The organism is Pantoea brenneri (genome assembly GCF_038594305.1).
Lineage (GTDB): Bacteria > Pseudomonadota > Gammaproteobacteria > Enterobacterales > Enterobacteriaceae > Pantoea > Pantoea brenneri.
This window is the reverse complement of record NZ_JBCGBG010000011.1, coordinates 62,694-86,246: the sequence shown is the minus strand read 5'-3', so window position 1 is coordinate 86,246 and position 23,553 is coordinate 62,694. Positions and strand designations below refer to the sequence as shown.

Sequence of the window (23,553 nt, the reverse complement as noted above, 5' to 3'; positions counted from 1 at the left end):
AGAATGTGTTAACGCAATAAGTTGAGACATTCCTGAATGAAATCACCCTTCTTTAAAAACGTCATGGCCTACAGCCTGAACCGGGATATTCCGCTCGATGTGGAACAGCTGGAGCAGCAGCTGCAGGCGATGACGTTTTCCCCCTGCGCAGCGCAGGACATGGCTAAATCAGGCTGGATCAATGTCACGTCAGATGGCCTGCTGCTGGCCGAGAACGGCCAGTACCTGCTGTGCTGTCAGCATGAAACCAAAATAATGCCAGCGGCCACGCTAAATGATTACGTTGCCGAGAAAGTGGAGAAAATCGAGCGTGAGCAGGCGCGCAAGGTGCGCCGCAGCGAAAGAGTCAGCCTGAGAGACGAGGCGCTGTGTGTGCTTCTGCCGCGTGCTTTCACGCGTCGCTCTGAGTCCTACATCTGGATCGATAGCGTTAACAGCCGTATCTACGTTGACGCGGCCAGCGCAAAAGCCGCCGAGGATATGCTGGCGCTGCTGCGCAAAACGATCGGCTCCCTGCCGGTTATTCCGATGATGACTGCTGACCCCATCGAGCTGACGCTGACTGAATGGCTACGCGTCGCAGAACTGCCCGCCGGTTTTGCGCTGGGCGACGAGGCAGAGCTGGCGGCAATACTGGAAGACGGCGGTAAAATCCGCTGCAAAAAACAGGATTTGCTGAGCGACGAGGTGCGTACTCACATCGAGGCCGGGAAACTGGTCACGCAGCTTAGCCTGGACTGGCAGGAGCGCATTCTCTGTCGCGTATCTGATGACCTGAGCATCAAGGGCATTAAGTACGCCGACATGCTTACCCAGCAGAATGATGATATTGACCGTGAGGATCAGCGCGCACGCATGCTGGCCGACTTCATGCTGTTCACGGCCGAATTTTCCGGCTTCTTCTCCGGGCTGGTGGATGCGCTGGGCGGCGAGGCGAAGCGATGACTGCTGACGCTGTGGCGCATTATCACGGTACGCCTATTTGGGGATGTGCTGGTGAGATCCACCAGCTGGCTGTAGCTGGTGCTGGAGCGTTTGTCTCATTCGCACGGATGGACCAGCTGAAGGCCAGTTTTGAGCATGCAGACTCAATCGGCTTTGATAACGGCGCGTTTTCAGCATGGAAAAGTGGCCTGCACATCCAATGGAATACTTTTTATCGCCGTGTGGAGACGTTTTACACAAATCCCAAGCTGAAGTTTTTCGTTATACCGGACGTGATTGAAGGTGGTGAAGCGGACAACGACCAGCTGATTGCTAAAATGCCGCTGCACCTGCGCGATAAAGCGGTACCAGTGTGGCACCTGCATGAAAGCATTGAGCGGCTGGTGGAACTCTGTAACGAGTGGCCACGCGTCTGTTTCGGATCCTCCGGGCAGTACGCTGTAATCCGCACAAAGCTGTGGCATGCGCGGATGAGAGAAGCATTTGAGGCAATCTACGTTAAGCGCCAGTTTTCAACCAAGATCCACGGCCTGCGCATGCTGGACGGGCGTGTGCTGGGTAACTATCCACTTCATACAGCGGACAGTACTAATCTGGCCTGCAACATACCCAAGACGCGGGAAAAATACCCCGATATCACCAACTCCATTGAGACAGCTGACTACTGTCGTGGCCTGTCCGAGCAGGACATTAAACGCCTGGTGCTGAGAGGCCGTTGCTCCATTCTCAAAGCAGCGATCGAAAAGGTAACTCCACCGTCTATTGATGAGTGGATCAACACCCATTTTTCCAGCGAATACACAGAAGCCGAGGCATTTGCATGATTACTTACGGCTCTGTCTGTTCGGGCATTGAAGCAGCCAGCGTCGCGTGGCACGGGCTGGGATGGAAAGCTGCATGGTTCGCGGAGATCGAAAAGTTTCCCGCGGCCGTGCTGGCGCACCGTTATCCGGATGTCCCTAACCTGGGCGATATGACCAAAATTGCCGCTGGCGTTCGCGCTGGCTCTGTCCCTGCCCCAGCCGTGATGGTTGGCGGCACCCCGTGCCAGGCGTTCTCTATCGCCGGACTCCGTAAAAGCCTCGACGACCCACGCGGTCAACTCACCCTTGCCTATGTAGATTTAGCGAATGCCATTGACGAAAAAAGAGTATCAACCGGCGAACAACCAGCCGTCCACCTGTGGGAAAACGTGCCGGGAAGCCTCAGCACCGATGACAACGCCTTTGGATACTTCCTTGCCGGAATGGCTGGCGAAGATGAAGCGTTTGAACCTGGCCCACGACCTGAGCACGGGAAAAACGGCCCCGGCTGGCGATGGAAAAAAAGCGACGGCAAGCATGTGGCGAAGTGGCCAAAGTCTGGTTGTGTTATTGGACGACAGCGCAAACTCGCCTGGCGACTGCTCGATGCCCAATACTTCGGAGTGGCCCAACGCCGCCGCCGTGTGTTCGTTGTCGCAAGTGCTCGAAACGACGTTGATCCCGCAGAAATACTTCTTGAGTTCGACGGCGTGCGCCGGGATTCTCCGCCGCGCAGAGAAACGGGGCAGGCAGTTGCCCCCCTTACTGCTAACGGCTCTGGAGTCGGTGGCCCTGACTTCTCCCACGCTGCAGCCGGTCATTTAATTTCTGCGTTTGGCGGCGGCAACTGCTCCGGAGCGCTTAACGTCGCCGCGTGCCTGACGGCTAAAGGCCAGCGCAATGATTTCGACGTCGAGACGTTTGCTGTGCAAAGCGCAACGGGTGAGGTTAGCCACACGCTGACAGCTGAAGGTCATGATGCCTCAGAGGACGGCACCGGGCGTGGTACGCCTGTAGTGGCTTTTAAGCCGCACGAAGCTGACACAAATGCGCCGTCAGTGGTTGCTTATGGGATGACTACAGAGCAGACGCCAAAATTTGGCGACGAGCTGGCTATGACTCTGACATCGGGATCACCCAGCGGCGGCGGACAGCCACAATGTGTCATCTACGGCTTCCAGACTCGCATTGCGCGGAACGGCCGCGGCGACATGGCAGACGTTTGCCATACGCTCAGCGCTGAATCCGGGGAGACGGGCAAAGGTGATGCTGTGCCGTGTGTTGCCCGATGCGTTGAGCATGCAGCGTTTGCTGAAAATACCCGTGGAGAGGTCCGATTATTCAATGGCGACGGGCAGATCACCGGCGCGCTGTCAGCTGGTGGCGGTAAACCCGGCCAGGGCTTCCCCTCCGTCGTCAGCCAGTGCGAAGTCCGGCGCCTGACGCCTAAAGAGTGTGAGCGCCTGCAGGGCTTCCCGGATGGCTGGACCCTGATTCCGGAAAAGAAGCGCAATATCCTTGCCGTTGACGAACTGGCCTATCTCCGCCTGATGCACCCCGATATGCCGGAAGAAGAGGCGCACCGACTGGCTGCTGATGGTCCGCGCTATAAAGCGATCGGTAACTCTATGGCCGTGCCAGTCATGCGCTGGATTGGCGATCGCATTGCCAATCAAATCATGCTGGTGACTGGCGACGCTGAACCGCAGCCTGCTGCCCTGCCAGCACCACCAGCGGCAAAGAAAAAGCGTGCGCCGGCGCGAAAGGTTTCGGACGACAAATACTCCCGTTCATTCCTGAAGTGGGCTGGCGGTAAACACTCCGTTCTGGATGAAGTGCTGCCAATGCTGCCCGCAGGTAAGCGCCTGATTGAGCCGTTCGTCGGCAGTGGTACGGTGTTCATCAACGCGGGCTTTAAGCGCAACCTGCTGGGCGACGTTAATCCGGACCTGATAAACCTCTTCAACCAGCTGCAGGGGAATCCTGACGCTGTGATTAAGGCGGCTTATCAGCTGGAGCGAGGCTGTCTGTCCAATGAGGCATATCTCGCCATCCGGGATGAATTTAACGGGCGTGAGGCACACGCTGTACGGCATGCTGCACTTTTCCTGGCGCTGATGCGCACCAGTTTTAACGGACTGTGCCGGTATAACCAGAAAGGCCTGTTTAACGTGGGCTGGAATAAAAAGGGTGATGCGAATTATTTCCCGATGGACGAGCTGGCGCACTTCACCAACATGCAGAAAGAAATGGCGTTCATGTGTGCCGGATTTGAGGATGTGATAGCGCAGGCGGGTGAAGGCGACGTAGTGTTTTGCGATCCGCCGTATGAGCCTCTGCCGGACGAAGCCGGTTTTACGGCCTACAGCGGCACCTCATTCACGTTTGCGGATCAAGTGCGGCTGGTGGAGTGCCTGGCGGCGGCGCGGGACCGTGGCGCAAAGGTGGTAATCACAAACAGCAGCGCGCCTGCCATTCTGCACCTTTACATCAGCAACGGCTTCAGAATCGCCCCGCTGGCCACACGCAGATCCGTATCCTGCAAAAGTGAGACGCGCAAAACGGTCAACGACATAATTGCCGTGCTCTGAAGCGAACAAAACCCCGCTCTGTACGGGGGTCTTTTTAGTTCTGTGGCTTAGCCGCTTGCTCTTTAGCTGCTCTTTCTTGAGATTCCCGCTCTCTTTTAGCTTTTTCTTCTCTATATTTGTCTACTACAGGTATTTCACCAGTGGCAACATCAATTAAGGACTGACCTGCCGCACTGTATAGGTTAGTCCTTTCTTCTTTTGTTAAAAACAGAGAGTAGACGCCACCAAAAATAATAATTACGAAGATAGTTGATAAAACGCCTTTAACAGCATCTGTCATCCATGAGCCTAAATGATGATGCCATGACATTTCAGTTTTGACCATTTGTTCAACGCGTTCTATGAAGTCATCCTTAGCTTCTCTTTTTATATCGTCTTTCATTTCCTTTAGAAGTTCGACGCCCAGTGTTCTTGCTCTAACTCGATAATTAAGGAGGATGCTGGGGCTGCTGAGTACTAGATCATGAATTTTTTTTATTCCTGCATCAATAGCTTGAGAAGGTAATTGCTGAGCAGCAAGATTTTCAGCAATTTCGTTTTTATCCGCCTTATAAATAGCGTATGCCATAAGTTCAAGCGGATTCTTCTCATCAGTAACAAGTGCAGTGAAAACATAGTTTTTTCTGGTAGCCAAAAGAAATCACTCCGTCCGTGGGTTATTTTTGAGATTTCAGATAAGCTATCTTGAAAATTTCGTCAACATTTTCATCGTTAATATTTTCTTTAAACTTACAGAAAGGAATATAACGATGAGCAAATATTTTCCACTTTTGTTTTTTTTCGTACTGCTGAATCAGTTTATCGTTCTCTTCTGCTCTTGCTTTAATAATTTTATAGATCTCCTCAAGCACTTCCGGAGACATATCTTTATAGATCTGCTCTTTTATAATTTCTATCGTGTCAAATTCTGTATTGAATTTATATGTGCATGCAGGTTTATCAAATCCCTCACCATGAAGCTCGTTATCTCCTCCTAGCCGCAAAGAGTTATCCCTTATCAAATCAGAATCTAAGTCATCAATTTCATCATTCGCTGGAGAATTTTGAGCAGCAACACGCTTTGCGGCATTATCTACAATGCGCATGATCTCCATTATCTCAGAGTCTGATTGTGAATAACTTTTTCTAATCGACATTGCCTCCCTCCCTTATCCGCCATGAAAAGGCTTGAGCGCCACCTGATGCTAGCGCATTGAGTAAAACCAGCGCAGCCCCATTCGGATTTTTTTCGTTTCTTTCCCACTTTGATATTGTCACAACGGAAAGATTCATCAGTTCAGCAAGCATCGCCTGACTTAAATGATGGCTTTCACGTAACTGCTTAATCTGTTCTCCGCTCATGAGCGGCACTGCACTTATCCTTGCGCGAAAACTCTTCAGAGTTTCATGCTGATTACTCAGGTTCATAGGCTACTCCTCTACCCCAAATATTATAGTACTTGGTATCCCAATAGCAAGTGACGCTTAAGCTGACAGCAATTCTGCTGGTATTCCGTGAGGCGTGTTCAGAAGCTGCAATGCCTAATCCATCGTGATGCGCTCACAAGCATATTCCCGAAAAAGATAGCCAATGAGGCCTGCCGCCTCTGCTTCCCTTAAACGCATGTTATAGGCGGTCTTGTGTAACGCGCTCACACGGCTGGTTTCTCTGAAATAGTAGTCCCGCGCTCTCGCGTAATCGTCGGTACAGGCCACCAGCACATTGTCTGTGATCACTTCATAGCGCCCCTGGCAGTCTTCACCGCACTCGAGCAGCTGCACACCGGTTCTCTGGGACGATGCCAGAACAGTTTTCTCAACAGGCAAATTAGCATCGGTGATCATTCGTCCGTAAACATCGTTCATTTCGCATTCCTTTTTTTCAGTGAGCAGCGGCTCAACCTGCCGCGAAGCCAGACTATACGGGAAAAGTGCCGAAAACCTAAAGTCATTTTTCTATAAATTTTATATTTTAAAATCTTTAAGTTTTTATCACAGCTTACCCTCTCTAAATTACAAACCCCCTACTCTCTCCGCTCCATTAACACGATCGGATGAATTATGAGCAACCGTAAGACCTCGCACTTCGAGCTATTCCATAACCTGAATATGGCAATGCGCGAAGATCCGCAGTTTTCCTATGAATATGACTACTCGCGTGAAACCCGCACACTGATTGAAACGCCCTACTGGCGGCTTACCCCATCCCAGCGCACCTCGCGCAACGCCATGATTGAGCAGACGATGGCAAATGCCACGGCGGAAGACACCCGCGTTCGCATGATGGCCATGCGTCCGGAACACCGCTATTTGCTGATCCCGACCTATGTTTGCCTGGCGACAACTGAGTTCTACATGGGCGTGCAAGGCTCATTGTCTGACGAGCCAAAAACCGCCGATCTGATGCCGATCATGTGGTCCGCGATCTACGCGCTCAACCTGGGACGCGATATGTCTACCGACGTCTGGAGCGAAATGTCTCCGGCTGACCAACTGACGCAGACCAGGTGGGTTGAGAAGGTACTGAGTACCGTCAAGCTGTCGCGCTACATCACAGACGCCAGCCGCGCTGTCTGGCTTGGCCTGTTCGTCTCCTTCAGCGGCGTTCCAGATGATTTCTACGATTTGATGGAGTCGTGATGGCCGCAGCCGGTACGCTGGATTCCGTTTGTTCCGGACACGGTGCCTTCCCTTCGCGTCAGACCGCTGAGGCTGACACCGGGCTAACCATCAACGGCAAGGCCGTACTGGTGGACGGCAAACTGTTTAAGGATCACACGGACGGGAAAAGCACTCACAACGGCAAGGCGGTCTCTGGCCGTCCGTGGTTCACCATTAACGGCAAAGGCATTGTGTGCGTTGACGATCAGGTTTCATGCGGATCGACAGTCGCAACAGGCGATGCCGGATTCCAGGTGAACTGATTGCCATTTCTCATGCACGCAGCCGTCATGGCTGCGCTTACACAGGAATAACCATGTTCAGTGAAATTACCTTCACCGGCTGGCTTAAACGCGCTGTAGCTGTGGTGCTATGCGCTGCTCTGCTGCTACTGGGCCATAAGGGCTACGTGACCGTTAAAGACCACCTGACGCACGTTGCGGCGCTGGAGTCAGCTAACAATGCGCTCACCACCAACAACAAAACGCTCACCGGCAATAACAGCACGCTAAAAGCCGCACTTTCCGATCAGCAGGCGCAGACTGCCAAGCTGCAACAGGCCCTGGCTAAGCGGGAAAAGGACCGGCAGGAATACGCACAGAAACAGGCGGAGCTGGAGCAGGAATTAGAGAAACTTAAAGAGGATAGTCAGAATGAAATTGATGAGATCAACCGTGCGATATTGCTTGCTGGTATTAATCATACTGCTTTGCCTGCCAGCGTTATTCGCATGCTCCGCGACAAAGCCCGCACCGTTAACGCCCGAAGTCGTGACGGTCACAAAGCTGGTGGAACTGCCGCCTCAAAAAGCGCAGGCCTATCAGCCATGTCAGGTAGATGAAAATATACCCGGATTCACAGATCAGTTGCCCGCTTATGTAGCTGGGATATTGGCTTTAGTTGATGAGTGTAATCAAAGGAATAATTTAATCTCCGAAAGAAATTTAAATCTTTAAAGAAAGGCCCATATTGTGGGCCTTTCTCGAATCAGAAGTTAATGCCAGCTTCTCTCTGCTGCTTAACGTCATCGAGGATTTTTTGTCTTTCATGTTTGTAATCAAAATTCTCATCAATTGCTGCAACATATTTTGAATGAATATAGTGCCATTTAATTAGCTCCCCACTCCTGCTAACATGCCAGTCGCCTATTACATATTGAGGCATAGAGTGTGAAAGGAATGAAATGGCTACGGCATACATTCTTTCCAGTAAGTCATTCACATTTTTTAAATCTTCAGGTGATTCTCTCCCCATAATTCTGCCACTCGACAATCTGTTTTGGCGATACTCGATAGACTTTGGAGTTAGGTGTACATAGCTGGATGTTTCACCATACAACCGACCAACTTCCTCCAGAAAATCTGCCTTTAAATCATCTGGAAAGTAAGAAAGAGATATCCTATTTTTTAAAGAAATAGAAGTGTCAGAAAGTTGGCGATTAAAATCTGTAAGTTTACTTTCAATAGTGCTGGAATATGATGTGCTTTGTATGTAAGTAAGTTTTATGCACAGCTCTAAAAGATAACGACTTTCCCTAATTGCGGGGTTGTGTATTCCTTGTGCAATATTTATCGGTACACTCATCAAAGTTTCAAGAATGTCTTGATGAAGAAAGGATAACATGTGGTTTTCATTAAAACTTGAATCCCTTGCAGTATCCATCATGCAAAAATGAATCCATTTCATAAACTCGTAAACGATATCGTTAGTTCTGTTAAATTCAGAGGTTAATTCTTCTGGTAAATCGGCTGGGGTGTTTTTCATTACATCTTCCTAAGCTGATGCAGGGTGATTGGGTTGCGTTGAAATAAAAGTGGTAAGAGAAAACATTACTACATTGTGAATGATAAAGCCGCATGAATGCGGCTGAAAAAGGGAAATTTTGATGATTTAAAAATAAGCGTGATTATCTTAATTTAGCTCTTGGGAGGCAGTATGTACAATTGATTCAACCATGTAGCCCGCCGCCACTTCCGGCCCGCCTATCTCCAGCATGATTTTACGCATGCCTGCTGCCAGCGAACCCTCACCCTGATTAACCAGAAATTCACGCGCCGCCAGTGGCATGTAGATCGAGGCTGTTACCGGATTGTGCATCTGCTGCGTGTTGCCTGCCCTACGCCAGCGCGCCATAGCGCGGATAGAATCGTCTTCTAACGTCGGACATGCCTCCATGATGATTTCAGCGCCGTACATGATGACAATCTGCTTAGCCAGTGAACGTGGCTCTTTTTCGCTGAGCAGATAGTCCAGGTGGAGACGGGCATCGCGCTGACTACCGGTCGATAAGGTGTGCGATTTGGTGCCGTTGGTGTACAGAAAATAGAGCTTATAAGACATGAGGATTACCAGTGGTCAATTACATGGTGGAAAGGTACATCAAAAAGTAAAGTTTTTCCTTAGATTTTAAAATCTTTTCTTGCCTCCTTCACACTGCAAAGTACAAACCGCATAAATTTGCCTCGTCAAAAATTCCCTCGCAGCCGCGCCCTGAAAAAAGGGCTGAATTGTGAGCAAAGATATTACCCCTGCACGTATGCGTGAGCAGGACATCATGACCCGTGCTTCGCGTGTCATGGCTTTTACCGTTGATGCACAGCGCAATGCTTCTGGCGCGATGATTACCGATCGCGTCGAAATGTCACGGAACATTGGCGCTGCAGCAGGCCAGGATCCGATGTTTGAAGGCGTTAACCCGGAGTTCTGCCGCATTGTCGGCACTGCCTGGGCGTCGAGCATGATTGAGTACAAAGAGCGTCACGGTCACTATCCACCAGCTGATCAGCTGGCGAACGCCAGCCGTGCGCTGGAAAACCTGATGGTTGAATCAGCGGCTGATAAGCACGAAGGCAACGGTAAGGCGATGTTTGAATCTGTCGCGGCTGACATGCGCACTTCTGACGGTGTAATGCGCCAGGCGCAGTTTGCCGCTCTGATCCTGCCTGCTGTACTGGGCGCGGCCACCAGTGACGCATGTACCTTTGTCCCGTGTGAGCGCGATGAAGCGAAGATTTACGAGCTCCTGAACGTCGCCGGTACAAAGTTCGGCAGCTTTGACCAGGGCGACGAAATGCACATGCAGTCTGCTGCTGTGTACTCGCAGATGAAGCGCCTGTATCCGTTCCCTGCTGCGATGCAGCCGGACGGCACCAAGAAAACCTTCACCTTCTCCATGAAGACCGTGGAAGGCGCTGATATGCCGATCCGCGCTGGCCGCACCAAGCTGCTGATCAACCGTCGTCCGGGCAAAGTCGATGACGGCGACGGCAACCTGTATTTCTCTGATAAAGACGTCAAAGGCAATGCTTTTGCGGCCACCTGTAAGGTCGATTACGACAAAGGCAGCATCGCTGTGACCTTTACCGATGCACCGGCTAAGGGTACTGAGCTGGCGGCACAGGTTGAGATCAACGTCGAGAAGGCACCAGGCCTGATCCCGGTTATCAACCAGTCCATGCGTGAGTTCACCGTTAAGCCATCGCAGTTCGTGATCGCGTCTGAACACACCGTTATGGCCGCATCTGATTTGAGCCGTGAATTTGGCATCAATCTGTCGTCTACCCAGTTTACCGCTATGCGTAACTGGCTGAGCCACGAGCAGGACATGATGCGTCTGCGCACGATGGCATTCCATAACGTCTATAACCGTGAATTTGACGTGGCACTTCCGGAAGGCCAGACCTACGAATCGTGGGTAGGCCTGATGAAACACGCGATCACCCAGCTGAGCACTGACATGGTGAACCGTACCCGTAAGGCCGGTATCCGTGGCGGCTTCGCTGGTGGTGAGGCTGCGAACTTCCTGAAGAGCCTGCCTGCTAACGTCTTCCAGGCTGATCCTAACTTTGTGCAGTCACCGTACATCCAGCGTATCGGCACCCTGTTCGGTATTTATCAAATCTTCGAAGTCCCTACCGCTATCTGCGATCAGTTCGTGGTAGACGGCGTGGCACTGGCTAAAGAGGACATTCTTTTCTACGGCCGCGGTGATTCTATCGGTGACGCTGGCCTGATCGCGGGTGACGCGGTTCCGGCCATTCCGTATGTTCACGAAACCAACCCGTCGCTGGTTAACCGCACCACGCTTTGGGGCTCTTCGCTGAACGAGCTGCACCCGCGCAATGGTGAAAACTACTTCGCCAAGCTGACCCTGACCAACACCAAAGTCGGCGCTTACAACATGCTGACCGGTAAGCAGATCGAAGGCGAAACCGCTCCTGAAGCAGCTGCCACCGGCACCGGCAGCTAATCCCCCTTAACGCCCCCGTTAAGGGGGCATTTCATGGACATTTCACATGAATAAGATTCGTTTTTCTGTGGGCCAGGCGTCCGGCATTGCGGTGCAGGAAGTCAACGCTGATGCGACGACTTCCGTTGCATCTGGCGGCGCGTCCGTCTTTGCCGGTCTGGTTATTGCCCGCCGCGGCAAAATCGGCGCTGTTCTGCGCGTCACGGCTGATAACTATCAAGCGGTGCTGGGCGAAGCCATTCACCCGCGCAGCGGTGCGGCATTTGAGCCGCTGCGCCACGTAGCGACTGCCGTTAACGGCGGTGATGGTTATGTGGTCCGTGTGGCGGCACCGGGCATGAAGATCCCTGCCCTGTCCCTGATGGCTGATACCACCATGCAGGAGCTGAGCGTGGTGGCCAGCAACTTTGCGCCGTCTTCCGATCCGGTTCTGGCGGCTGGCGCTGCAGCGATGATCTACATCGAGGATGGCGACGCCTCAGCAAATCGCACTCTGAGCATGGAAGCCGACAAAACGGCACCGGGCTTCTACATCCTGACGCTGAAGGAAGTTGACGCGGCTGGCGGTGAGTCAGTGTTGGAATCCCACCAGATTTCTTTCAACACCAATGCCACCAGCGACATGGGTTCGCCTGCCTTCCTGCCGACCGCGCTGGAAAATGGCTCTACCCGCCTTCGCGCTATCGTATCGGACGACGTTGAAACGCTGATGCAGCCTATCACTGAAGGCTTCGACGATATGCAGTTTAGCGGCGGCATTGATGGCGATCTGTCTGCTATTGCCACGGCTGACTACACCAAAGCCCTGACGGTTCTGCGTAAATCCATGTTTTCCTGGACGGCTGTACTGTCGCTGGGCTGCTATGACCCGACCGTGATCGCGGCGCTGGTCAAGCTGGCGGAAGACACCCGTACCGACATGTTCTACGACGTGCATGGTGCGCAGCTGTCTGCAGCGGCGATGGCGGAGGCGCTGGGTCACGGCCTCGGCGGTTCACATCAGCCAGCACGCTACTACTGGCCGTACACCGCACGCGACGCATTCACCGGCACCAACGTTAACTGGGGGATCTCCTGTGATGCGTTTGTGGCGAAAGCCAAAGGCGTGGCGCTGGTCTCCGACGTCGGTGGCTGGCATTACTCACCTGCTGGCGTGTCACGCGCAATCATCAACCGTCAGAATATCAAGCCTATCCCGAATCTGGACGAGATCGACCGCGAAGCCTTTGTGACTGCGCGCATCAACCCGGTAAGCCTCGATAAAGCCGGGAACATGTATATCGACGACTCCCTGACTACGTTCGCTAAAAACAACTACCTGCGCCTGCAGCACATCAGTTCGCTGATGAACGCGATCGCACGCGGTTTTTATGACGTGGCAGAAGCGCTGAAGCATGAGCCGGACGGTATCACCTTCAAAGGCCTGACTGATGGCTTAACCGATCTGCTGGAGCGCTTCGTAGCCGCTGAGGCACTGGTTAAACCGCGTGATGTCACGCAAGGCACTGAGCCGTTTGTTGTCTCCGTGGTGCAGAAAGATATCGACCTGTGGGAAGCCTCCTGGTCTGTCTGCCCTACCGGATCTTCACGCCGCATCGTCGGCAAGCCAACGCTGTTCCGTTAACAGAGGAAATTATGAACAACATTTTTAATCACAGAACGCATGGCCTGCTGGGTGCTGCATTCGAGAAACCTGCTGCAGCTGAAGAGCCAGCCATTAAAGATTCCATGCTGGAAAGCGCGGGTTTAGGCAACGCCGCATCTGCGCGCAATGTGGCGATGTTTGAGGCTGTAGAGCGTCGCGCTGGCGAAGACGCCCGCTCCGTAGCCGCTTCCCTGCTGGCGGGCTGGGTGGCCGATGGCGAAGCCGATTCTGACAGCTTTGAAGCGCTGGCGCTGGTGCTGGCCGGTCTGGATTCGCTGTCTGACGACGACGATCTGGATGACGAGCAGGTAGACGCATTCAACGACGCGCTGGGCCAGCTGGCAAACGCCGCTGTAGCCCTGGGCGCGGACCAGGATGACGTCACCAGCATGATCGACGACGACGATGACAGCGCCGCTGAGAGCGTTTTCGAGGCGCTTTCCGGCCTGGCTGACGACGATGAAGCGATCGCAGATTACACCGTGGCTGGCGGTGAAGGCGGTGAAGCGATGCTTGAGTCGGCCACCTTCAAAGCTGTGCGTGACGGCCAGGTGACGCTGATCCGCAAGCGTCCGAAGAAGCGCCGCATGACGTCGCTGCAGAAGCAGGCGCTGAAAAAAGCCCGCACGAAGGCGCACAGCTCGATGGCAAATGCGCACCGTAAAAAGTCGATGAAACTGCGTAAGAAGCGCGGCCTGTAAGGGATAGCCGCCGGGTAAGACCGGCGGCATTGAGGATAGCGCGATGATCTGCGGTGCAATCATGCCAGATGGGGTTAGCCCCTTCCTGAAAGTCTATATCACGTCAGAAACGGCGATGGTTGTGGGCTACATCGGGGAAGGCTCTACAGCCAGCATTGAATCCATGTGGGAATCCCCGTTCGCCAATGACTCGCTGGGCGGCGTCGCCGGTGCGGTGAGTGCTGCTGGTGGCAAGCTGGCGGGCGGTGTGCAGGCGGTAAGTGGCAGTACATCAAAGTCGGATTTCAACTCCCTGCTTATCTGGGAAGGTCAGCAGCCGCCTGAGTTCAGCATCGTTGTAGACCTGATGGCCACGATGAACGCGAAGGTGGAAGTGATGGACGCAATCATGACGCTGCAGCAGATGGCCTCCCCTGAACTGAACGCTGCGCTGCCGGGTGGCCGCCGTCCTCTCCCCGTGATCATGGACGTTGGCCGTCGCCTGAAGCTGATGGACGTGGTGATCCGAAGTGTCGGCTACCAGCTGGACGCACCCCGCACTGCCGAAGGGCATTACACCCACAACACCGTCACGCTCCAGTGCTCCGGCCTGAGCGTCCAGAACCAGTCTGACATTCCATATATGTTTATCTGAGGAACAAATTATGTCCGGATTTTCCAACACGAAAGCCGATACCGCCTTTCTGAAAAAGCGCTTTAACCAGAACCTTGCCGCGGGCGAAAAACTTATCGGCTCTGAGTACTGGATGACCGTTAAAGGCTACCCGAACCTGTCGATCCTGATCCGTACCACGCAGCTGCCGGAAATGGCCCGTGAGGACGTGGAAGACGTGGCACCAGGTGGCATGAAGTTTAACCAGCATGGCACCCTGAAAAACTCTGGTGAGTTCCAGACGACCTGCGTTGAAACCATCAAAGGTGACGTGTTTGCAGCGGTGCGCCAGATGGTGCTCAACAAAGAATACGTTGATATCACCTTTGCTGCAGCAGCAGAGTCGAACGGTGGCGACAGCGCTGGCCTGACACGCAGTTACCTGCACTGCAAGGTGTACTCAGATGCCGTCGATTTTGGCTCTGAAGACACCACTGCTGCCGTGAAGCTGCCGCTGCGCATTGTTTACAACTGGGCTGAATAATCATGACGCCGGTCGAACTGCTTGAAGCCGTGAAAGCGCGCTTCACGACGCTGCTGGTGGATGAAGAGGCGTTATTAACCAGCCTTCTCCGCCAGGCTCTCGGCGTCTATCAGGATCGGGCCGGTGTACCAGGCCGTAAACGCATTGAGAAACTGGGGGGCGCAAGCCTCCCTTTTCCGTCTGATTACCTGTCACTGGTAAATGTGAACGATTTCAATGGCGCACTGGTGTATGCCGATCCCTACGATTCAACCATTGAGCTTGAGCTGACTGGCCGCGAGAAATGGCCGTTTACCCTGCTCTACTTCCGGAATATCCGTGACTGCGATTACGAAGAGACACAGCTACCGGCAGACATTACCGGGCTGCTCGAAGACTACCTGGAAGTGCTGATCGCTATTCCAAATGTCGAGCGCCTGCGCCGCCTGCACATCGCCGGCAAGTTCGACGCATCGTTTCTGCCGGATGAGGCAACGCTCCACCAGCGTAAAACCGATCTGGAAATGCAGATCTCCGCCAGCCGGGCAATTATCCCCGCAATGAGCACCTGGTAAGGGGGCGCTATGAGCTTTTTTAACGGTCTGGCCGGGAATATCAAAGGCTTTGCCGCCAGCACGGCAAAACAGGCTGGAAGCAATCTGATCTCTAACATCCTGTCCCGTGCCTCCGCCACCATGAGCGGCGGCGCCGGCGCATCATATGCCGGTCTGCCGCCTGAGCTGGCCAACGCGAAAACCATCCTCGAATTGGCTATGCGCATCCGGTACGCGCAGGGCTGGCAGTGGAACATCGAGATAGACGGCTTCTCCCGCGTGGACATGTACGTGAAAGATATCACTTACAGCACGGGCAACGTTGAGACCGAAAGCAAACTGATCGGCGGTAACGAGTTCGTCAAGCCCACTCATATCACGGCGGGCTCTGTCTCGATGACCGTTCGTGATAACGAGGATGGCGAAATTCTGCAGAAGTTTAAGGAGCGCCGTGCGCGGATCCATAACGGAGACGGCACCTTTAATCTGCCGCCAGCCTACCTGCTCAACATCCGGATCTACCGTGTCTCACAGGACGGCCGCACCTCGCTTGAAGAGGAAATGAAAGGCTTTATCACCACGATTGGCGAGATCTCCCGCGCCCGCGATGCCGTGGGCGAGTTTGCCACCATTCCGGTGACATTTGTGAAGTACACCAGCGCCGGAAGTCTCGCAAACGGACTGCTGAAAGGAGTAACAGGGGGAATTACAAACCAGGTTCAATCTTCCGCATCAAACCTCATTAAATTCTGAAGGACAACACTGTGATCATCCCTCCACTGCCGCTAGCGTCGCGCCCTGCCACTGAAATCATCTTCCGACAGCCGGTGATCAAAGACGCCCTGAAATATTGCTCTCCCGACATGTTAGGTGACGAACGGCGCGTTACGGAATACCTGAATGCCTTGCAGGAAGGTCCGATGAATGACAGCCGCGACTGGACCGCACAGGAGCGACGCACAGCGCTGTGGTGGATCATGATTAACAGCCGCGCTGACAACCTGGAGGCGTTTCACTACAGCTGTGAGCACTGTCAGGAACTGCACACCTATGACTTTGATCTGAGTGAACTGGCGGAGACCGTTGAGCTGCTAACCATCGAGCCCTTTGAGCGCGTGAATGTCCCGGTAAACGGCGTACCAACTGATTGGACGCTCAAGCCTTTGACCGGGCGCGGGCAGGAAATGCTGGAGCGCATGCGCGCCGGTCTGCCGGATGCTGACGCGCCGGATTATGAAACCGCCATTATGCGCATGCGTATTGCAGAGTTCGCACTTTGCACCGCGCTGGATGACGATCCAGCTGATTTTGAAGAGGCCGCAAATCGCCGCTTCGACATTCTGGAAAGCATGGTTCCCGATCTCGAGTTCGCGCCGCTAGTGGCTCATATCCAGCTGATGCAGCGCAACCTGCGCCACGGCTTGCTGATGCAAATCACACAGGGTGAAGTCAGGCTTCTGCTCCCGCCCGTAGCTTGCGAAAAGGAGGATAAGCAGATGAACACCACTCAACTGTTTATCCCATTTCGCTCTGGATTTTTTGTTCCACGATTTTCACCTCAATGGATGGCTAACCATCATTGACAACCTGACGCTGACCGCACGCCAGCCCGTCGGTGACGTTGACGCACTGCCGTTATGGCGCGCCATTCAGATGAATAACACGCTCACAGAGCAAATGAGAAAGACTAATAACAGGTCCGAATGATGAAGCAGCAGGATCAGGCCCGCATCATTGATGCAATTCAGAAAGCGAGCAAAGCAGAGTTAAAACAGTTAACCCTGATTCGCAATGCGCTCACAGGTACAAAACAGCCGTCCTCCGCCGACAGAAACAATGCCGCGTCAGGGATGACTGTGACGCGATCGCTGACACGTCGTAGCGCCGGTCAAAATGATGCACAGCCGGAAAATAGCGAGAACACCAGAAAAACACCCCATCCTGACAAGGAACCAAATAGGAATAAAAAGAGCCTTATTAAAGACCAAAACAGGACGGATAAATCCAATTCAGTTCGTTTAACCGATTGGGGCAATAATATAAGCACTGAAATGGTCAGTAATAAGGCACAAAAAAAAGCCAAAAGGGCTAATTTAGTTCCTGTAGGTGGATACGGGCTTAAAAAGGACTCAAGTAAAGCACTAAAACAGAGTGATGTAGCCGATAAGGTGTCTTTAACCGACACCAAACAAGTAAGCGCTGGCGGGCGTGATTCAAGTGGTCGCTTTACAGCACGGACTGATTCTGCGGCTGCATCAGCAGCAACCCAGGAAAAAAATGCGCGCCGCGCTGAGCAAAAACAGCAGCAGGGATTTTTCCGCTCCCTAAGTAGCATGCTGGAATCTGCCACCGAAACGAACAGCGATGGTATGTCTTCCGGCGCAGACATTGCTGGAACTGCTGCTGGTGGTCCGCTATGGATGATGGGTAAAGGCATGTACGACATTTCCGCCGAAGTCGGAAAGAACGTCGTGACGCTGAAAAACTTCATGCAGGGTAAAACCGAAGGCAACGCTGCGCTGAAAATTGAGCCACCGTTGACGCATCCGCCGGTGACAACCGAAGCCAGAACGCCACCAGTGATCGGCCCAAAATCGGCTGATGGCTTCAGATCCGCTCAACAGGCAAAAGCCATTCAGGTAACGCAGGAGCAGACCAAAGTGATCGCCGCCAATGACGATCGCATTGTGGATGCCCTGGTTGATGTGCGGGAGGAGGTTAAAAAGCTGTCACATGCGTCCGGGAAAGGGGCGGGCGGATTCATGGATTCGCTGATCCCCGGCAGGCGTAAACGCCGCGGCCGTAAACGCGGGCCACTGTCGGCTGCCGGTGAAATCGCAGATGTCGCCGGTGATCTACTTCCGGATGGCAAAGGGAAGGCGGATACATCAAAGCCAAAACCTAAGCCGAAAAAGAAAAGTCTCTTGGCTAAGGCAATGGACGTGCTTAAAGGCGGCAAAAAGGCGGTAACGGTTGCCGGTGCAGCAGCCACAACAGCTGCTGCCGGTGCCACGATCGCCGCTGGCGGCTTGGCGGGCAGTGATGCGGGGAAGGCTGCAGCAGAAAAAAGCGCTGAGAAAGGCGGGCTTAAAGTCGCTGAAAAAACCACAGAAGCCGCAGCGGAGAAGGCCGCGGAAAAAGGCGGGCTGAAAGTGGCCGGTAAAGTCGCCAGTAAGACAGCGCTCAAAGCGATCCCGCTGGTTGGGACCGTGCTTGGCGCTGGCATGGACGCATACGAAGGTTACAACGACACAGCGGGACAGCAGAAAGCCTTTGGCCTGAATCAAGGCGCTACAGTCAGCGGCAGACAGAAGGGCGAGTACACAGCAGCAAACGTGCTGAACATGGGCGGGCTGGTATCCGGCGCGTCCGGGCTGCTGGCGTCAGGCGCGTCTGCGCTGGGTATGAACGGCGTGGCGAAATCACTGACCTTTGATACCAGCGACATTGCTAAGGGGCTGGATTCCGGGCTGAGCAAAGTGGGCGATATGTTCAGCGCCTTCTCAACCAGCGCGTCGGGCGTCTATGACAAACTGACCGGCACCAGCGCGGAGCAGACGAAGGCGATCACCGATGGCACCACAAAAACAGTCACGGCTATAAACCGCCTCGGTACACAGCTGCAGGGTGGCGAGTGGGGCGAGGACGGCGTAGGTACTCAAGGCAAAAACGCCGCTGATTATGCCGACGTGGCGCAAAACAGCATCGGCGCAGATCTCAATGTGGGCGGCGCAAATGCGAAGGTCCGATCCTTCCGCAACAACAACTTTGGCAACCTGAATTATGTGGGGCAGGAGGGCGCAAGCCTGGAAGCCAAAAACGGTAATGGTGAGGCCCGGTTCGCTAAGTTCAACACCCCAGAAGAAGGATTCAGGGCGCTGGCGAATCAGCTGACAAGTTATTCAGAAGGCACATCTAAAGCAGCTGGTTACAAGAAGCTGAATACCGTGCAGGACATCATCAAGCTGTAACGGCGCAGCGGACAAAATCAGACATGCTGGAGCAGGTGCATGGGGTCAGGTCAAAGCCCTGAATGAGTGGGCTGACGGCAAAGTGCAGGGCGCAACTGAATCCCTGGGCGTGGCCGGTATGTCCCGCAAACGTCCTGCCAGCGGCCTGTCCCTGCCTGGTGGTGAATCTCTTCCCGCGGGCCTCCAGCTGGCCGCGCTGGCGCCCGATAAGATTGCCAGCCGCTCACGTCCCGCTGCTGTATCTCACGTCTCAACCGGTAGCGTGCGCGCCCGTCCGGGCTCTGCAACCTCTGATGCACCGATCACTGTGGCCAACACCCGGACACCCGCCGCCGAACCGGAGTCCAGTGGCCTGTTTGATCGCATGCTGGGCGGTGCAAGGGACGGAGTGAACGCCGTCAGCGCTTCGATCATGCCCGCCATCAGTGACACATTTAGTCAGACGCTGGGTGGCTTCAGCGGCAACGACATGATCAGCAGCGTGCTGGACCAGGCAGGCATTACCGATCCCGGCATCCTCCGCGCCATAGCACCGCTTACAAGCAAGGCTGGCGGCTGGCTCGACAGTGGCACCGAGTCGCTGGCCAGCGCCGGTAAATCATACCTGAGCGGCGCCAGTGCGGCGCAGACAAGGCCTGCACAGCAGCCTCTGCTAAATCACCCGGCACAGATCCAGAATGTGACCGATCTCCCGCGCAGCGGCATGCGTCCGATGATGAGCGGCGACACCAACAGTCACGATCAGGACATGCTCAAAGAGCTGAAAGGCATGCGTACCCAGCTGGAGGCACTACTGGGCGTCACGAAGAAGAAAAGCGATACCGCGCCGGACAAAGTGGTCAACACGGCGCAACCGGCTCCCCGCACGTCATCAACCCTGAGCATCAACGACCCGGCGCTCAACGAACTCCTGCAGGACTAACACATGCAAAACGAAATTGACTGCCTGATGCGCGTAGATCAGGGCGGGGTAGTGGTGAAAGCCGGGGAGTCAGACGCCTGGCTTGCCCGGCTTGAGGAATGGCTGAGGACGCCGCAGGGCAGTGTTTACGGCCTGCCCGGATGGGGTAACACCATGCAGGATTACAAACATGAGCCAGTAGGCTCTGAAACCGGTCATTTAACCGAAGTCGCTATTGAGGCTGCACTGATTAAAAAGTTGCGTATCGATCTGCCAGGGCTGGGGCTGCGAGCTATCCGCTGCGCGCCGCAGAACGTTGATACGTGGCAGATCACCTTTATTACATCATACGGCCCGCTGGCCGTGTCCATGAACAAAAGTTAACCGGGGTAAATTGTGAGTATTCAGGAATTACTGGAAAAGTTTAATGGCCAGCTGCAGGCCAATAGCTGGTGGAGAAAATTCACCAATAGCCAATTCATTCAGATGATGGCCGTGTTTGGCGCGCAGATCATCTACGCTGCACAGACTACTGCTGAGCGCGGCCTGACGGAGGGGTTTATCTCCACAGCAACTAAGCGCTCAAGCATCCTGGCCGCAGCTGAAGATCGCAACTATCTCGGCCATTTAATCACGCCGTCATGGGGCAGTGTGAAGATCACCAACAAAACGGATGAAGTCATTCAGCTGCCAATTTATGCGGAGTTTCTGTCCAATGCGCAGCTCCCCTACGTCACAACCGACGTGGTGATCATCCCTGCTGGCGGCAGCGTGGTGGTGAACGACGTCCGCCAGATGGAACACGTTAATGTGTCATCCGCGATCGACGCCGAAGCGCCGTTTTATACGGTAATGCTGCCGCGTGACATAACAGAGGAAACCGTCTCGATGGACGTGTTTGTGACGGAAAACGAGAACAAATCGCTATGGGAAAACAACCCGCTGTTTCGTCTCTCCCGTGGGTCCAGCCAGCATTACGTACTGGTTTACAAGCCGTCTGAGCAGCTGGGCGTGCGCTTTGGTGACGGTGCGATCGGCAAGATGCCGAAGACCGGTAGTAAGGTCGATCTGGATGTGTGGTGCAGCCGGGGCGACACCACTCTGACGCAGGGCCAGAAGCTGACGCCCGCGGGCAACATCGCCGATATGAATAGCAAGATCGAGGTTGTGACAATGACGCCAATTACGGGCGGCAGCGGCTTCGAAAGCACGGAGGAAACGCGCAACCGTGCGCAATACTACGTGGCGTATGACGAGCAGGTAGTCTGGGGCGGTGACTATAAATACTTCCTGAATCGTGCAGTACCGGGTATGTCCTGGATCAGTGCCTGGGGTGAGCAGGAGCAGGAGATTTCAACCGGCATTAAGTCGCTGAGCAATATCAACACGATTTTCTTTTGCGGGCATAAACCGGGCTACACACAGGCTGAGCTTGAGATCATGATCATGACGGCTATCAAGGCTATTCCGAATGAGATCAACAAAAAATTCCGCTACGTCCCGACACAGGAGGAGCCATTTACGATCTCACTAACCGCACTGGCGAAGAAGAACGTCATTCTGTCAGACGCTAAGAAAGCCGTTCAGGAGGCGCTGGAGGCTCGTTTTGGACGCGATGCCACAACGTTTGGTGACAGCGATCAGAACGGCGTTGCAGCCGGTAAGCACTTCTCACAGGTGCAGGTGAAAGACCTGTGGCGCGTAATTGAAGAGTTGAACCTGTTTATCTCCTATGAACTGACCCCCCACGATATGAAAACGGCTCTGCAGCTGAATGATTTTATCTATCTTGATGTGGCTAACTCCACGTTTGATATCAACTACCTGTAAGGCACGGCGATGATCAGAAACTGGGTGAAAGACCGTCTCACAAAGGAAAAGCAAGGCTCTGAGTTGTGGTCGGGGTTTGCTAACGCGCTGCAGAATATTTTTGAGGACACGGTAGAGCCGATTCTGGAGCGTATTACCAACCGCAAAAGCTACTACACGATGGACAAGGACGATCTGACGCTGCGCATGAGCGAATATGGCCGCTTCTTCATCGTGGCGGAAACCACGGACACCAGCAGGCCTGTGCTGCTGGCGCAGCGCCTGGACGAAGTGCATTTTAAAGGCACCGATAAGCCGATCACTTCAACGTTTTGGCGCGAGTTCGATAACCTGCCGGTCAGCTGGCAGGAACTGTATGCGCCGGTGGATCAGGATCTGGCACCCTATGGAACTTTCTTTACCACAAAAGAAGGTCTGGCGATTGCAGAAGAGAAGTATGGCGAGTTCTTCCTGACGTCACGGGCGCAAATCTCGGTGGCGCTGAATGAGCTTTATGAGCGGTATGGCTATATGGAGCAGGATTTAGCCGTACAGAAGCTGCTGACACAGTTTGACCGGATCATTGCGCCGCTGCTACCGCTTCACATCGTGTTTGACGGCTTAGCGCTCTTTATCTCGTTTGAGCTGAGCGCCGACGCTGAGAGCATCACGCTCATGAGCGCCGGTATCGACTATCAGGCTAAATTGTCATACGCGGATCTCCAGTCTGAGATCAAAAATCTGCACATGGCCACACAGCAGCAGTTTGATATTCCCTCAGTGCCGCTGCGGCAGGTAAGGCGCTGCGAACGCTATGATATGTTTGCCGCTGATGCCTGGACGAATGACTACCGAGCCAGGCCGGACGCAGCGCCAGCACCGATTGATATAGCCAGCGCAGGCACAGACAGTCGCGCCCGATTATTCACTGAAGATGGTGTGCAGTACATTGGTATTCTGAAGGGCGATAGCCAGGGCGTCACAGCAACCGGTACGGACGGCAGTAGTGTGACAATGGCATTTCCCTTTGATGGGACGCCGGAGTTTGTCCTGGCACTGCCCGACGACGGCAATGGCACCAGCACGATCTCTACGCTTTTTTATGAGCAATTTGTCGCGTAGTTGACCATCGGATTTTACAAACTCCATACCCTCTGGCCTCTTATCTCTGAGAGGCTTTTTTATGGCTGATACTATCTCTGTCAGCAGCAAGCTGTTTAAAGCGAAGCTGCTGGATTATTACTACATCCGTCGAGCCGAATCCTCCATCGGCAAGGGATCCCGATTTCAGATGGTGAAAGCCTACTGGGGCAAGTCCACGCTGGTTAGCAGTAATGCTGCTGGCGGCTGGAACATCGCTGATATTCCTTCCACGTTCAGTAACGACAACCTGACCGGTAAATTCACTGAAACGCCTCTGGTTCTCACCAGCACCGGCGCAGATATCTCGATCACCATTCAGCTGGATGAAGCCATTCTTCCGGAAGGCAAAGCCTATGACCTCAATACGCTGACGCTGGTAGACGCTGACGGCAACGCCTTTGCCGTGCTGTGCCTGCAGCAAGACACCGTATTCCGTGGTAAGGCCTACCGCCTTATCGTCACCATCGAACAGAAAACGGCGTAACG

26 protein-coding genes are annotated in these 23,553 nt (G+C 53.9%); 20 read left to right on the top strand and 6 right to left on the bottom strand.

Annotated elements, in window-relative coordinates; translation table 11 throughout:
* Positions 1 to 36: 36 nt before the first annotated feature.
* From rdgC to AABB92_RS22795, 3 genes are read left to right on the top strand one after another with little or no spacing between them, the layout of a single operon-like run.
* Positions 37 to 945, top strand: coding sequence for a recombination-associated protein RdgC (gene rdgC, locus AABB92_RS22805; RefSeq protein WP_031378000.1), 909 nt, complete (start codon positions 37 to 39; stop codon positions 943 to 945).
* Positions 942 to 1,769: a hypothetical protein gene (locus AABB92_RS22800; protein ID WP_046289618.1), complete on the top strand. Its 828-nt coding sequence runs from the start codon at positions 942 to 944 to the stop codon at positions 1,767 to 1,769. Before rdgC ends, AABB92_RS22800 begins: the two co-directional genes overlap by 4 nt.
* A complete protein-coding gene (locus AABB92_RS22795; protein WP_031378002.1) occupies positions 1,766 to 4,339 on the top strand; it encodes a class I SAM-dependent DNA methyltransferase in 2,574 nt (857 codons plus the stop codon). The genes AABB92_RS22800 and AABB92_RS22795 overlap by 4 nt, the downstream gene beginning before the upstream one ends.
* A 34-nt stretch (positions 4,340 to 4,373) precedes the next feature.
* On the opposite strand, the gene AABB92_RS22790 is transcribed toward AABB92_RS22795, so the two are convergent.
* From AABB92_RS22790 to AABB92_RS22775, 4 genes are all read right to left on the bottom strand, one after another.
* Positions 4,374 to 4,973 carry a hypothetical protein gene (locus tag AABB92_RS22790; protein WP_031378003.1) on the bottom strand — a complete coding sequence of 200 codons (600 nt, stop codon included), beginning with the start codon at positions 4,971 to 4,973 and terminating at the stop codon, positions 4,374 to 4,376.
* Between the two features lie 22 nt (positions 4,974 to 4,995).
* The gene (locus AABB92_RS22785; protein ID WP_342550289.1) at positions 4,996 to 5,424 is read right to left on the bottom strand and encodes a hypothetical protein; all 429 of its coding nucleotides are present in this window, start codon (positions 5,422 to 5,424) and stop codon (positions 4,996 to 4,998) included.
* 40 nt (positions 5,425 to 5,464) lie between these two features.
* Positions 5,465 to 5,746, bottom strand: a complete 282-nt coding sequence (locus AABB92_RS22780) for a helix-turn-helix domain-containing protein (RefSeq protein WP_046289616.1) — start codon at positions 5,744 to 5,746, stop codon at positions 5,465 to 5,467.
* Between the two features lie 114 nt (positions 5,747 to 5,860).
* On the bottom strand, positions 5,861 to 6,184 hold the full coding sequence (locus AABB92_RS22775; RefSeq protein ID WP_031378006.1) for a hypothetical protein: 324 nt from the start codon (positions 6,182 to 6,184) through the stop codon (positions 5,861 to 5,863).
* Positions 6,185 to 6,379: 195 nt separating this feature from the next.
* Here AABB92_RS22775 and AABB92_RS22770 point away from each other — a divergent pair, with 195 nt between their 5' ends.
* From AABB92_RS22770 to AABB92_RS22760, 3 genes are read left to right on the top strand one after another with little or no spacing between them, the layout of a single operon-like run.
* Positions 6,380 to 6,958 (top strand): hypothetical protein, encoded by a 579-nt coding sequence (locus AABB92_RS22770; RefSeq protein WP_046289615.1) that lies wholly within the window; start codon positions 6,380 to 6,382, stop codon positions 6,956 to 6,958.
* A complete protein-coding gene (locus AABB92_RS22765; protein WP_031378008.1) occupies positions 6,958 to 7,242 on the top strand; it encodes a PAAR domain-containing protein in 285 nt (94 codons plus the stop codon). Before AABB92_RS22770 ends, AABB92_RS22765 begins: the two co-directional genes overlap by 1 nt.
* Before the next feature lie 53 nt (positions 7,243 to 7,295).
* Positions 7,296 to 7,820 carry a hypothetical protein gene (locus AABB92_RS22760; protein ID WP_046289614.1) on the top strand — a complete coding sequence of 175 codons (525 nt, stop codon included), beginning with the start codon at positions 7,296 to 7,298 and terminating at the stop codon, positions 7,818 to 7,820.
* Between the two features lie 146 nt (positions 7,821 to 7,966).
* Here the strand turns inward: AABB92_RS22760 and AABB92_RS22755 are convergent, their stop codons facing one another.
* On the bottom strand, positions 7,967 to 8,743 hold the full coding sequence (locus tag AABB92_RS22755) for a hypothetical protein (protein WP_046289613.1): 777 nt from the start codon (positions 8,741 to 8,743) through the stop codon (positions 7,967 to 7,969).
* Between the two features lie 147 nt (positions 8,744 to 8,890).
* Positions 8,891 to 9,319: a hypothetical protein gene (locus tag AABB92_RS22750; RefSeq protein WP_031378011.1), complete on the bottom strand. Its 429-nt coding sequence runs from the start codon at positions 9,317 to 9,319 to the stop codon at positions 8,891 to 8,893.
* 169 nt (positions 9,320 to 9,488) lie between these two features.
* Here AABB92_RS22750 and AABB92_RS22745 point away from each other — a divergent pair, with 169 nt between their 5' ends.
* From AABB92_RS22745 to AABB92_RS22680, 14 genes are all read left to right on the top strand, one after another.
* A complete protein-coding gene (locus AABB92_RS22745) occupies positions 9,489 to 11,228 on the top strand; it encodes a hypothetical protein (RefSeq protein ID WP_031378012.1) in 1,740 nt (579 codons plus the stop codon).
* 46 nt (positions 11,229 to 11,274) lie between these two features.
* The gene (locus tag AABB92_RS22740) at positions 11,275 to 12,852 is read left to right on the top strand and encodes a hypothetical protein (protein WP_046289612.1); all 1,578 of its coding nucleotides are present in this window, start codon (positions 11,275 to 11,277) and stop codon (positions 12,850 to 12,852) included.
* Positions 12,853 to 12,863: 11 nt separating this feature from the next.
* The gene (locus AABB92_RS22735) at positions 12,864 to 13,574 is read left to right on the top strand and encodes a hypothetical protein (RefSeq protein WP_008927075.1); all 711 of its coding nucleotides are present in this window, start codon (positions 12,864 to 12,866) and stop codon (positions 13,572 to 13,574) included.
* 163 nt (positions 13,575 to 13,737) lie between these two features.
* Complete coding sequence (locus tag AABB92_RS22730) at positions 13,738 to 14,208, top strand: hypothetical protein (RefSeq protein WP_238585886.1); 471 nt, start codon at positions 13,738 to 13,740, stop codon at positions 14,206 to 14,208.
* Positions 14,209 to 14,218: 10 nt separating this feature from the next.
* A complete protein-coding gene (locus AABB92_RS22725) occupies positions 14,219 to 14,710 on the top strand; it encodes a hypothetical protein (protein WP_031378015.1) in 492 nt (163 codons plus the stop codon).
* A 2-nt stretch (positions 14,711 to 14,712) separates the two neighbouring features.
* On the top strand, positions 14,713 to 15,264 hold the full coding sequence (locus tag AABB92_RS22720; RefSeq protein ID WP_031378016.1) for a hypothetical protein: 552 nt from the start codon (positions 14,713 to 14,715) through the stop codon (positions 15,262 to 15,264).
* Between the two features lie 9 nt (positions 15,265 to 15,273).
* Complete coding sequence (locus AABB92_RS22715; protein ID WP_008927079.1) at positions 15,274 to 15,996, top strand: hypothetical protein; 723 nt, start codon at positions 15,274 to 15,276, stop codon at positions 15,994 to 15,996.
* A gap of 11 nt (positions 15,997 to 16,007) precedes the next feature.
* Complete coding sequence (locus tag AABB92_RS22710; protein WP_031378017.1) at positions 16,008 to 16,826, top strand: hypothetical protein; 819 nt, start codon at positions 16,008 to 16,010, stop codon at positions 16,824 to 16,826.
* Positions 16,827 to 16,946: 120 nt separating this feature from the next.
* Positions 16,947 to 19,214, top strand: coding sequence for a hypothetical protein (locus AABB92_RS22705; RefSeq protein WP_342550288.1), 2,268 nt, complete (start codon positions 16,947 to 16,949; stop codon positions 19,212 to 19,214).
* 118 nt (positions 19,215 to 19,332) lie between these two features.
* Positions 19,333 to 20,136, top strand: coding sequence for a hypothetical protein (locus tag AABB92_RS22700; protein ID WP_152659129.1), 804 nt, complete (start codon positions 19,333 to 19,335; stop codon positions 20,134 to 20,136).
* Positions 20,137 to 20,139: 3 nt separating this feature from the next.
* A complete protein-coding gene (locus tag AABB92_RS22695; protein WP_008926978.1) occupies positions 20,140 to 20,499 on the top strand; it encodes a hypothetical protein in 360 nt (119 codons plus the stop codon).
* A gap of 12 nt (positions 20,500 to 20,511) precedes the next feature.
* Positions 20,512 to 21,945, top strand: coding sequence for a baseplate J/gp47 family protein (locus AABB92_RS22690; RefSeq protein WP_342550287.1), 1,434 nt, complete (start codon positions 20,512 to 20,514; stop codon positions 21,943 to 21,945).
* A gap of 9 nt (positions 21,946 to 21,954) precedes the next feature.
* Complete coding sequence (locus AABB92_RS22685; RefSeq protein ID WP_052720737.1) at positions 21,955 to 23,046, top strand: hypothetical protein; 1,092 nt, start codon at positions 21,955 to 21,957, stop codon at positions 23,044 to 23,046.
* A gap of 61 nt (positions 23,047 to 23,107) precedes the next feature.
* Positions 23,108 to 23,551: a hypothetical protein gene (locus tag AABB92_RS22680; protein ID WP_008926981.1), complete on the top strand. Its 444-nt coding sequence runs from the start codon at positions 23,108 to 23,110 to the stop codon at positions 23,549 to 23,551.
* The last annotated feature ends 2 nt before the right edge of the window (positions 23,552 to 23,553 follow it).

What these genes read in the sequence shown, in the direction of transcription:
- rdgC (WP_031378000.1), top strand. Translation starts at nt 37, where the DNA reads ATGAAATCACCCTTCTTTAAAAACGTCATGGCCTACAGCCTGAACCGG.
- AABB92_RS22800 (WP_046289618.1), top strand. Translation starts at nt 942, where the DNA reads ATGACTGCTGACGCTGTGGCGCATTATCACGGTACGCCTATTTGGGGA.
- AABB92_RS22795 (WP_031378002.1), top strand. Translation starts at nt 1,766, where the DNA reads ATGATTACTTACGGCTCTGTCTGTTCGGGCATTGAAGCAGCCAGCGTC.
- AABB92_RS22785 (WP_342550289.1), bottom strand. Translation starts at nt 5,424, where the DNA reads ATGCGCATTGTAGATAATGCCGCAAAGCGTGTTGCTGCTCAAAATTCT.
- AABB92_RS22780 (WP_046289616.1), bottom strand. Translation starts at nt 5,746, where the DNA reads ATGAACCTGAGTAATCAGCATGAAACTCTGAAGAGTTTTCGCGCAAGG.
- AABB92_RS22775 (WP_031378006.1), bottom strand. Translation starts at nt 6,184, where the DNA reads ATGAACGATGTTTACGGACGAATGATCACCGATGCTAATTTGCCTGTT.
- AABB92_RS22770 (WP_046289615.1), top strand. Translation starts at nt 6,380, where the DNA reads ATGAGCAACCGTAAGACCTCGCACTTCGAGCTATTCCATAACCTGAAT.
- AABB92_RS22765 (WP_031378008.1), top strand. Translation starts at nt 6,958, where the DNA reads ATGGCCGCAGCCGGTACGCTGGATTCCGTTTGTTCCGGACACGGTGCC.
- AABB92_RS22760 (WP_046289614.1), top strand. Translation starts at nt 7,296, where the DNA reads ATGTTCAGTGAAATTACCTTCACCGGCTGGCTTAAACGCGCTGTAGCT.
- AABB92_RS22755 (WP_046289613.1), bottom strand. Translation starts at nt 8,743, where the DNA reads ATGAAAAACACCCCAGCCGATTTACCAGAAGAATTAACCTCTGAATTT.
- AABB92_RS22750 (WP_031378011.1), bottom strand. Translation starts at nt 9,319, where the DNA reads ATGTCTTATAAGCTCTATTTTCTGTACACCAACGGCACCAAATCGCAC.
- AABB92_RS22740 (WP_046289612.1), top strand. Translation starts at nt 11,275, where the DNA reads ATGAATAAGATTCGTTTTTCTGTGGGCCAGGCGTCCGGCATTGCGGTG.
- AABB92_RS22735 (WP_008927075.1), top strand. Translation starts at nt 12,864, where the DNA reads ATGAACAACATTTTTAATCACAGAACGCATGGCCTGCTGGGTGCTGCA.
- AABB92_RS22730 (WP_238585886.1), top strand. Translation starts at nt 13,738, where the DNA reads ATGTGGGAATCCCCGTTCGCCAATGACTCGCTGGGCGGCGTCGCCGGT.
- AABB92_RS22725 (WP_031378015.1), top strand. Translation starts at nt 14,219, where the DNA reads ATGTCCGGATTTTCCAACACGAAAGCCGATACCGCCTTTCTGAAAAAG.
- AABB92_RS22720 (WP_031378016.1), top strand. Translation starts at nt 14,713, where the DNA reads ATGACGCCGGTCGAACTGCTTGAAGCCGTGAAAGCGCGCTTCACGACG.
- AABB92_RS22715 (WP_008927079.1), top strand. Translation starts at nt 15,274, where the DNA reads ATGAGCTTTTTTAACGGTCTGGCCGGGAATATCAAAGGCTTTGCCGCC.
- AABB92_RS22705 (WP_342550288.1), top strand. Translation starts at nt 16,947, where the DNA reads ATGATGAAGCAGCAGGATCAGGCCCGCATCATTGATGCAATTCAGAAA.
- AABB92_RS22700 (WP_152659129.1), top strand. Translation starts at nt 19,333, where the DNA reads ATGTCCCGCAAACGTCCTGCCAGCGGCCTGTCCCTGCCTGGTGGTGAA.
- AABB92_RS22695 (WP_008926978.1), top strand. Translation starts at nt 20,140, where the DNA reads ATGCAAAACGAAATTGACTGCCTGATGCGCGTAGATCAGGGCGGGGTA.
- AABB92_RS22685 (WP_052720737.1), top strand. Translation starts at nt 21,955, where the DNA reads ATGATCAGAAACTGGGTGAAAGACCGTCTCACAAAGGAAAAGCAAGGC.
- AABB92_RS22680 (WP_008926981.1), top strand. Translation starts at nt 23,108, where the DNA reads ATGGCTGATACTATCTCTGTCAGCAGCAAGCTGTTTAAAGCGAAGCTG.